6 protein-coding genes are annotated in these 9,966 nt (G+C 63.3%); 4 read left to right on the top strand and 2 right to left on the bottom strand.

Annotated elements, in window-relative coordinates:
* The first annotated feature begins 163 nt into the window (after window positions 1–163).
* From FJY68_06120 to FJY68_06105, 4 genes are all read left to right on the top strand, one after another.
* A complete protein-coding gene (locus tag FJY68_06120) occupies window positions 164–1,921 on the top strand; it encodes a PorV/PorQ family protein (protein MBM3331415.1) in 1,758 nt (585 codons plus the stop codon).
* Window positions 1,922–2,295: 374 nt separating this feature from the next.
* Window positions 2,296–3,285 (top strand): hypothetical protein, encoded by a 990-nt coding sequence (locus FJY68_06115; GenBank protein MBM3331414.1) that lies wholly within the window; start codon window positions 2,296–2,298, stop codon window positions 3,283–3,285.
* A gap of 172 nt (window positions 3,286–3,457) precedes the next feature.
* Window positions 3,458–4,051 (top strand): GNAT family N-acetyltransferase, encoded by a 594-nt coding sequence (locus FJY68_06110; protein ID MBM3331413.1) that lies wholly within the window; start codon window positions 3,458–3,460, stop codon window positions 4,049–4,051.
* 678 nt (window positions 4,052–4,729) lie between these two features.
* Complete coding sequence (locus FJY68_06105) at window positions 4,730–5,749, top strand: nitronate monooxygenase (protein MBM3331412.1); 1,020 nt, start codon at window positions 4,730–4,732, stop codon at window positions 5,747–5,749.
* Window positions 5,750–5,868: 119 nt separating this feature from the next.
* Here FJY68_06105 and FJY68_06100 read toward each other — a convergent pair whose 3' ends face one another.
* Together FJY68_06100 and FJY68_06095 are read right to left on the bottom strand one after the other, a co-directional pair.
* Window positions 5,869–6,942 carry a PorV/PorQ family protein gene (locus FJY68_06100; protein MBM3331411.1) on the bottom strand — a complete coding sequence of 358 codons (1,074 nt, stop codon included), beginning with the start codon at window positions 6,940–6,942 and terminating at the stop codon, window positions 5,869–5,871.
* 14 nt (window positions 6,943–6,956) lie between these two features.
* Entirely contained in the window at window positions 6,957–9,962 is a 3,006-nt protein-coding gene (locus tag FJY68_06095; GenBank protein ID MBM3331410.1) for a hypothetical protein, read from the bottom strand.
* Window positions 9,963–9,966: the final 4 nt, after the last annotated feature.

Below are 9,966 nucleotides of genomic sequence, written 5' to 3'. Positions count from 1 at the left end.
GAACGCCGACCTCGCGGCCGGAGTCCACTTCTTGGACTGGAGTGGCGTCAACGACCACGGCCGCACAATCGCCCCCGGCACGTATGAGTACCTGCTCGACTATGTGCACTCGGGCAAGACCGACCGCATCCGCAAGAAACTGGTGGTTACAAGGGAGTAAGAGATGGGTAGCTTTGCCGGAATCGTCGTCTTGTTCGGTGTTGTCGGGTTCGGTCAGCCGGGCACTTCGGTCATGCCAGTGCTGAAGATTGAGCAAGGGGTACGACTGGCCGCGATGGGCGGTGCCGGGATCGGCGCGGTCGAAGATGCCAGCGCCATCTACTGGAATCTTGCCGGGCTGGGCCGGGCGCAATCCTACCACTGCGCGCTTTCGCACCACCAGTGGTTTGCGGGAATCAAGGACGAGGTCATACACGCGGCACTCCCTTCGGGGCAAGGTGCGCTCGGCCTGGGCCTGGTCTACAGCGGTGAACCGGGAGTCGAGTTCTGGGACGCCAACAACGTCCCCGGCGACACCTTTCGAACCTGGAACGGCGCCATGTCGATCGGCTACGGCCTCTCGGTCGCTCCCAACTACCAGGTCGGCGTTGCCCTCAAGGGCTTCTACCAGGTCCTGTACACGACCTCCGGCTACGGCGGAGCGATCGACCTCGGTTTCGCCTGTCGGCCGCTGCCGTATCTCCGGCTCGGTGCGACCGGCCGGAACATCGGATTTGCGGCGTACGGCGCGGGTGGCGAACCGATGCCGATCGAGGCCGGCGTCGGCGGCGGCCTCGCGGTCGGCCCGGTCAATGCGGTGCTGGACGTCATCGCGACGATGGACAATGCCCCGTCGCTGCACGCCGGCGTCGAGTATCTGCCGGTTCCCGAACTTGCGGTTCGACTGGGATATCGGACCGGCCCGCAGGACCTGGGCACGCTGGGAGTGCTCAGTGGCCTGACCGCAGGCCTCGGCGTCAACGTTGGTCCGCTCAGCCTGGACTACGCGATCACTCCTTACGGCAAGCTCGGGATAGCGCACCGCATCGGCCTGCGGTCGACATTCGCGCGGAAAGGGTCGGGCAGAGTCAGGATCAAGGTGGTTGACGCGACGACCATGCGGCCGCTTGCCGCCAGCGTGGCCACGACCGGAGTGATTTCCAGAAACTACGAGACCGGGATCACCGGCGAAGTCCTGCTGACGCGGCTTCAATCCGGCGACCTTGTCATCTACACCAGCCGCACGAACTACCTGCCGAGTGTAGACTCGGTGTCTGTCGAGGGTGACCGCGAGCAGACCGCAATCATCGCCCTGAGTCCACCTGCCTACGGTGCGGTCACCGGCGTGGTTGCGGATGCCGGCACCCGCAAGCCGATCGGTGGCAACGTCGCCTATCGCGGGTTGGTGCAGAGCAGCACGACGGCCGATGCCTTGCTGGGCAGCTACGCGCTGCGCAATCTGCCGGCCGGTGAGTATGAAATGACCGCGACCGGGCCGAGCGACGAATACGTCGCGCAGAAGTGCACGCTCAAGGTGGAACCCGGTCGCGTCACGAACAAGGACTTCTACCTGGTGAGGCACCATCAGACAATCGTGCTGCGTGGTATCAACTTCGAAACCGGGAAAGCCGACCTGCTGCCCCAGTTCGACTCGGTGCTTGCCCGGGCCGGAGAGATACTCAGGACCAATCCCGGCATCACGGTTGAGTTGGCAGGGCACACCGACCCGCGCGAGATCGCCACTGCAGAGTTTCCATCGAACTGGGAACTGTCGCAGGCGCGGGCCGACGCAGTGAGGCAGTACCTGACCGCAACGTGGGGCATTGCGGCGGAGCGGCTCACCGCCCACGGCTACGCCGACACGCAACCCATCGCCCCGAACAATACGGACGATGGTATGGCCAGGAATCGGCGGACCGAGTTCCGGATCACTGGGCAGTAACGACTGCTCCTCGCTCACGCGTCGGGCGGAGCAAACCAGGGATGATGGTTCGCAGGGAAATGGCGGATGAGGGACAGTCACCTATTCCGTGACGGGACACCTCCTCCATTCTTATGAATCCGAAGCCTGTCAACTGACAACACACAGCATACAGTAGGCAGCACGTTGGAGCATTACAGATTGCCGGCTACAGACTGCAGATTGGCGCGGGCGTAGCCCACTGGCCCCAAACCGCAAGCTGTCAGCCGTGAGCCGGTAGCCGTCGGGCGTCTGCCGTCGGCTGACAGCGCCATTGGCCTTGACCCGGTTGGGCGAGAAGACGGTTGACAACACCGGAATGCAGTTCTATCATGTGACAGCGAACAGGAGGTCCTGTGAAGAAGATATTCCTGCTGCTGACAGCTACGCTGCTGCTGGTGAGCTGCAAGAAGAACCACCCGCCGGTGGTGACGGCCATGTTGGCCGGACCCGGGCACTTTGTCAAGGACTTAACCTACACCTTCTCAGTGGTCGCCACCGATCCCGACGGCGACAGTGTGGCCGTCCGCTTCGACTGGGGCGATTCCACGGTTTCGAACTGGACCGACTGGTTCGCGAGCGGTGACACGGTCGCGGTGACGCATGTGTGGTCCAGTACGGGCAGCTACAGGGTATCCGCTCAAGCAAGAGACCAGCGGCTTCTTAGTTCGGACTGGCCCGACGTACCGCCAATGCATATAGTGGTTGGCCGACCGCCCGACCCGCCGTCAACACCGACGGGGCCAGACCGTGGAGGACAGGACTCTAGCTATGCCTTTGCGACAGTCGCCTTCCTCCCTGACAGCATCGATATCGCGATCAGGTTCGCATGGGGTGACAACGACACTTCCGACTGGAGCCCTTTCGTCGCTTCCGGTGAGTCGGTACGGGTGAGCCACGCGTGGTCAACAGCGGATACCTACGGGCTAACGGCACAGGCAAGGGACACGGGCAATGCCCTCTCCGAATGGTCGGACCCGCATGTGCTCGTCATACTGCCTCCGGATACGCTCCGGCTGCCACCAGACACGCCGGGTGAACCGGTAGGCCCCGACCAAGGGGGCGTGGATTCCGCCTATTGTTTCACCGCCTATGGCACGCATCCCGAGAGCATGCCGGTGTGCATCAGGTTCGAGTGGGGCGACGGCGACACCTCCAACTGGGGCCAGTTCCAGGCCTCGGGGATGCCGACAACGATAGCCCACGCATGGTCGGTCGCCGACACCTATGGAGTACGGGCACAGGCAAGGGACACCGGCGATGCAGTCTCCTCATGGTCTGACCCACACACAATCGTCATTCGACCGCCAGACACGCTGCGCATGTGGAATCACCAAGTGAGATAGGCTAGGGGCTACCCGCCAACCCAGGAGCCTCAGGCCGCAAGCGGCACACCCTCCCCCGCCGATTTGACATCCCCGCCCGCGAGACCTAGAATCCGAGTGAAACTGTGCTGAATAGTTCCCTGCTGAGCACCAGCCCCGGCGTTCGTCTGGGCAGTGCTCGCCATCGCCGCCCGTGAAACTCACCGTCCTTCCTCTCATGAGCGCTCGCTGGCCCGATCTGGTTGATCTCTTCACCCGTCCGGGCGGTTCCATCGTCCGTGGCTGCTGGTGCATGTACTACCGCAAACCAGGCGCGAGCGCGACCAGCGCCGCGGGTCACAAGAACAAGCGGGCGCTCAAGGCGCTTGTCGACCGGGACGTCGTGCCTGGGCTGCTCGCCTACAAGGATGGCAGACCGGTCGGCTGGATATCGCTCGGACCGCGTGAGGACTACGAAAGGCTCCAGCGTTCGCAGGTGATGAGGCCGGTGGACGACAAGCCGGTCTGGTCGATCGTCTGCTTCTTCGTCGACCGTAGGGAGCGGGGCAAAGGTGTGTCCCGGGCGCTGCTGCGGGGCGCAATCGCCTACGCTCGTTCGCAAGGCGCCAGGCTGCTGGAGTCCTATCCCATCGACAAGAAGACTCGCAGCCACGACGATTTCATGTGGTTCGGCGCCAAGCACATGTATGAGCGGGAAGGTTTTAGGGAAGTCGCGCGGCGACGACCAACCAGGCCTGTTATGCGCCGCAGGCTGCGCGGATCCGAGGAACGCAGTGGCGGATTCTGAGATCGGTGGTCACGACGGTTCGGATTCCGAGCAGACGACTGCGTCGCAGTTGCAAGCTTCAGGCCGCAAGCCACCAGCCTCAGGCTCTCCCCCGCCGATTTGACATCGGTTTCCGTCAATCCTAGAATCGAGCCGTGACCGAGCCGGAAGAGGAATAGAGGTCAGTCGAACCCGCTGGTGAGTCTGCCGGGCCAGGGCCCCAGACACGCGAGCGCCAGCGGTTTCTTGGCGGTCTGCGCGGGGGCATTCTCGGCGCCCTGATTTCCGCGTTGCTTGCCTGGGGCCTTGTGTCCGGCACGGGCGGACCAGGCGCAGACTTGAGGGGCGGGCTGGCAATAGCGATGGCCTTGATGGCCATACCCGTCGGCCTGCTAGTCGGCGGCGTGATAGGCATAATGACGGCAGACTTCAAGCTGAAGAAGTAGCCGGCTGACCGCTTCCAGCCACTCGATCCCTTGATGCCTTGATCCCTCGATCCCTCTCTCCTTCAAGGAACGGCGCAGGCTTGACTAGTGCCCGTCGCTAAGTATACTCAGCCATCCTCGTGCAAAACGTTCCCGTTCAAAGCAATCGGCGGATTTCCGCCCTAGTGGAGGATACGGAGTGACGACGGCCAAAGAGCTTCCCGACCTGATAATCGGCGACCTCGTCATCAACCCGCCCATCATCCAGGGCGGGATGGGAGTCCGGGTATCATCGTCACGGCTGGCCTCCGCCGTCGCGAACGAGGGCGCGCTCGGGGTAATCGCCACCGTCGGTCTGGGCGAGGAACTGGACGACATGACGCCGAGCTACTCCGAACGCACGGAAATCGGCCTGCGCCAGGCAATCCGCAAGGCGAAGGAGCACACCAGCAATCCGATCGGCGTGAACATCATGTGTGCCTTGACCATCTACGATAACCTCGCCCAGGTTTCGTGCGAAGAAGGCGCGGCCGCAATCATCTCCGGTGCCGGCCTGCCGCTGAAGCTGCCCGGGCTGATATCCGACCGGCACATCAAGCTGATACCTATCGTCTCATCGGCCCGGGCCGCGGGCCTGATCTGCAAGACGTGGCAGCGCCGGTTCAACCGGCTGCCCGACGCGCTCGTAGTCGAAGGACCCCTGGCCGGCGGCCACCTCGGCTTCTCACACGAGGAGATCGAAAATCTCGAGAACCATCGGCTCGAACGGTTGGTCACCGAGGTTCTGGTCGTGGCACGCGAGTATGGCGGCATCCCCGTCGTGGCAGCAGGCGGCATCTATGACGGCAACGACATCGCCAGGTTTCTCCGGCTGGGCGCATCCGGAGTCCAGATGGCCACGAGATTCGTCTGCACTCACGAGTGCGATGCCTCTGACGCCTACAAGCAGGCCTACCTCGATTGCCGCGAGGAGGACATCGCCGTCATCCACAGCCCGGTAGGCATGCCAGCGAGGGTGATCAAGAATGACTTTGTGGATCGCTACCTCAAGGGTGAGAAGGTCAACTTCGGCTGCCCCTACCACTGTCTCTTGACCTGTGAGCCGGCAGTGGCCGGATACTGCATAGCCCAAGCGCTGGTGGCGAGCTACAGAGGCCAGATGCAGGACGGGTACGCCATGTGCGGAGCAAACGCCTGGCGGTGCAACAAGATAGTCTCGGTCCACGAGTTGATCGAGGAACTCGTCAGTGAAACAGCCGCCGCCCTGCGCACTCAGCCTCTGAACACGCAATAGCCGTCCGTCTCTCTCGGGCTCTCTCTTACCGGCCCCCTCTCCCTCTCGCCAGATACTGAACCGGCTCGAAAGGGCCGGCCCGGAGCCAGGACTCCGGGCCGGTTGGACTGTGCTGCTGGCTAGAAGTCCAGAGAGAGGGTCACGCGGTGGGAACCGCCGAGGCGACCAAGGTCCCGGTAGTTGTAGTCGAAGTTGAGGCCCAGCCCCGCAACGGGCGTGAACCGGAAACCGGCGCCGGCCGAGAGCCCGGTGGTCCAGCCGACATCACGCGCGTAGTTGAAGTCAGTGTTGAGGATGTACCCGGCGCGCAGACTTACCGGTCTGTGGTTGTACTCAAACCCCACGTTGACCTTCTCATTGACGTCATTGAAGTGGTTCAGGTCCGCGGCCGCTGTCAGATAGGAATTGTCGTTGCGGAAGAAGTCGTAGGCCACGCCGAACCGGAACGTCACCGGCAGCGGGAAAGTCTCGGTCAGGTAGGTACCGGGAATCGGTTCGCGCGACCAGGGCCACGACCAGCCGGGCTCGTGAGTGAAGTCGAGCAGACCGCCCGAGTACTTCAAGTCGGGCCCGAAGTTGACGATGGCCATCGCCAGCCGCAGGTTGCGCCAGCCTGTGTTGTAGTGGACACCGAAATCGAATGCCGCCCCCGCTGCTCCGACGTCCCAGACCTGTTCGGATACCACCTTGGCGGTGAGCCCGAAACAGAGCTTGTCCGTGAACATCCGGGCATAGGAGACTCCCGCCGCGAGATCGCTGCCCGTGAAGGTCCGTCCCGTGCCCTGGAACGTATCAACGGTGGTCTCCTCGAAACCTCCCAGTGAGAGTGCCGTCACCGAGACTCCGAAGTTGCCGACCTTGGTCGGCATGACGATTGAAAGGTATTCGTGGTTGATGTCTGCCACCCAGTCGATGTGGTTGACAACGGCAGACCGTTTCTGGAGCAGCGCCAGCCCGGCCGGGTTCCAGAACGCTGCGGTCGCGTCGTCGGCCACGGCAACGAAAGCTCCGCCCATCCCGGCGCACCGGCCTACGCCGATCTTCAGGAAGGGCAGCCCGGCCATCCCGATCTTGGTGAAGACAGCGAAAGAGGGAACCGCCAGGGACGCCAGGAGCGCCAGGACGGAGAAGAGGATCGGGACACGACGGGCCAGCGGCTTCGGGTTTCGTGCTTCGGGTTCCGTGTTTGTCATGTTTCCCTCCTTCCCTAGTAGATCAGTACGAACTTACCGGTCTGGCTGCCTTGGTCGGACTTGACGTGGAAGAGGTACACGCCGGGAGCCGGTTTCTGCCGGCTTTCGTTCAGCAGGTCCCAGTCCTCGTCGCCGCCGAACTGGTTCGGCAGGCTGCCCGCCTCCGGCCTGGTATCGTGATGCTCGATTGTCTTCACAAGGTCGCCCGCCAGATTGTAGATGTAGATGAAGCAGTGGCTGGGCAGATTGATGAACTTGAGCTTGCGGAAGTCGGGGTGGCGCTCCCACTCGTTGCGCACGAGATAGGGATTGGGCACGACTTTGACGTCCAGTTTGGCCATCGTCGGCAGGTATTCCATCGGCGCGAAACTGACGTCCCAGGCCGCGAGGATGGGCGCCGGCGTCAGCACCTTGCCGTAGACAACCCAGGTGTCGCCGTCGGCCGGCAGGGTCTGGATCGCGCCACCGCCACGGAACGCGAACCGGCAGCCGCAGACGTAGAAGAACCGCGTCTGGCCCAGGACGATCGAGTCGGCAGCGTCGGTGAGCGTCTGCAGCGCCCAGCCGTCGGCCGAGTCGCCCTCGGTCATGCGCTTCAGGTAGCGGTAGGGCACGGCGAGCCCGTTGTCCAGATCGTAGACCTCGGCCGTGCGCGTCGCGCCCCGGTTCTTCCAGACGATGCGGTAGTCTGAGCCGCGATATGCCCAGAGCGCCCGGTTGTTGCCCGCGTCGTCGCGGAGCGCGAGCGACTCCTCGGGGTACGCACCGGTGTTGGTCGTGATCTTGACCCGGTCGAAAAACTGCGTCGGTATCTGGTCGAGCTTGAGCTTCATCGTCATCTGGATGACAGGCAGCCAGGCGTAGGTGGTGTCAACTGCCGTATCACCCGGCGCCCGCACCACACGTTGTATGCTGGTGATGATGTTGCCGAACACCGTGGGCATGAAGCGTAGGGTGTCGGTGACCGAGTCGATGTACACGACGAAGCGGGTTTCGGGCTGCACCGTGTCACCCGCGCTGTTTGTTACCCAGTACCGGTACAAGGGCCGGCGCGTGGCCGAGTCGAACAGCTGGCTGCCGAACTGGATCCGGTATGTTTCCTCCCGGACCGCGTAGGGCGCGAGCGCCAGCGGCGCTATTCCGAGCGGGATACGGGGGTTGCCCGACACTTGATAGGTGCTGTCCCGGGGCGGCCTGAGGTTGCCCGGCTCGGTCCGCGGCGTCACCCGCAGCGGCGTCAGCCCGGACTCGAGCGAGAGCGTTTCCCTGGGCACGTGGCTGCCGCCGATCAGCGTGTCGGAGAGGAAGTTGATATCGAAGGCGGTCACTGCATAGTGGTAGGGAAACCCGAGCCGCAGCCGGCTGGAGTCAACGAAGCTGTGGTACAGACCTGCGTCAGAAGCGTTGGTGCGCAGGCTCTCAACCGTGGTCGTATCCTGCCACGTGATGCCGTCACTCTTGTCGCACTGCCCCAGGAGCTGCCAGTCTCCGGGCTGGCCGGAGCGGCTCCGGTAGACCTTGTACCCCTGGAAGTCCTGCAGGATGTAGTGCGGATTCATGACTCCGGCAATCGGAAAGAACGGGTCCTTGGCCGTCTCCGGCAGTTCGTCCCAGACAAGCGTCGCGCGCCCGTCGCCCGGGATCAAGGTTACATTCGGTGCGGGCGGGGGCCCCGGCATCACCCAGTTGTTGTCGTAGGCCGCCTGCGCCGATTGCGATGCCAGCGCCAGGCCATAGGGCCAGGTCGAAGGATCACCGGTCCGGTCGGCCTCCGCACCGATCATGGCGATGGTAACCGTGGTCATCTCCCCCGGCTTCAGGGTGATGGGACCGGTCGCCTGCAGAAACCGCTTGTCTTCGGGCGTCGCGTCGATCGAGTCGAACGGATTGTAGTCATAGGGCGGATCCCAGTCGTGGCCGGAGAGCGCCAGGTACTGCGCGAAATCGTTCGTGGGATCGTTGGAAAGAATGAATATCTTGAACGCAGACATGCCCACCTGGACGCCCTCGGACGGTTCATCAATCAGGCCGTTGCCGTTATCGTCCCGGCCGTTGGGGTAGAACTGCATGGTGTCGGCTGCCTCCCGCCACGTGCCGTCCGGCCAGGTCCGGAACGGACTCTGCAGGAAGTCGAAACCGACGAATCCGCTCGGAACTGCATCCTCGGAATAGACGTAGCCCAGGTTATCGGCATAGGCCGAGTCCGAACGGTCCTTGTTGAAGACGTGCTTGTGCAGGATGAGTCCGCAGCGGTCATCGGTCGCGTTGCCCACGTCCGCGTCGCAAGCCACACCCAGGTAAAGGTCGTTCAACGTCGCGGTGTCACGGTTCTTCACATCGTACTTGAAGAAGACGATGTCGCGGTTCCAGGGCAGAGTCCAGACGTAGGTGGTCTGATAGACTTCGAAACCCATCGGTCTCGGTGACTTGCCGGCGGTGTGGAGCGCCGGATCGCGGTCGCTGAACACGGTCCAGGCATCAGCGACCGAAACCGGGTTCTGCGGGATGGGGTGAAAGTAGCCTTTGAGCGTATCGTCTCCCTGGGGAAGGCGCAGCGGCGTCTCCACCGACTCCTGGAGCGCGGCAGGGAAGAGAACCCGATTCGCCGGCCAGTCGTCGGGGTAGATGTAGCAGCGCTCGAAGTCACGCGAGCCGTATCCCCCCGGGGCGTTGTCGTAGCAGCCGGGAGTCATCTCCGACTTGCCCGAGTTGGGGTTGTAGCCGTTGGACACGAGTGTGTCCTTGCCCGCTGCGGTGCGCTTGATGCAACCGATCCAGATACCGGCTCCGTAGATGTACATGTCGCCGGAACCAGCCGGCCACTCGCCGCCCGCTCGGCCGATTGCGTAGCCGAACGTGCCGTAGTTCGTAATCGGCAGCTTCCACTGGTTCGCCTGGTACCATTTGAAGTCGTAGAGGCGCGAAGGCTTGGGAGCGCCGGGCGCGGTCCGCGCGAACAGCGAAGCAACAGCGACAAATCCTGTGAGTCCTAAGAGTCCTATGTACCCCAGGCGTTTCATCTCC

This window comes from candidate division WOR-3 bacterium, from assembly GCA_016867815.1.
Lineage (GTDB): Bacteria > Hydrothermota > Tepidihabitantia > Tepidihabitantales > Tepidihabitantaceae > UBA2258.
Note: the sequence above shows the minus strand (reverse complement) of the source record. Positions and strands in the feature narration are given on the sequence as shown.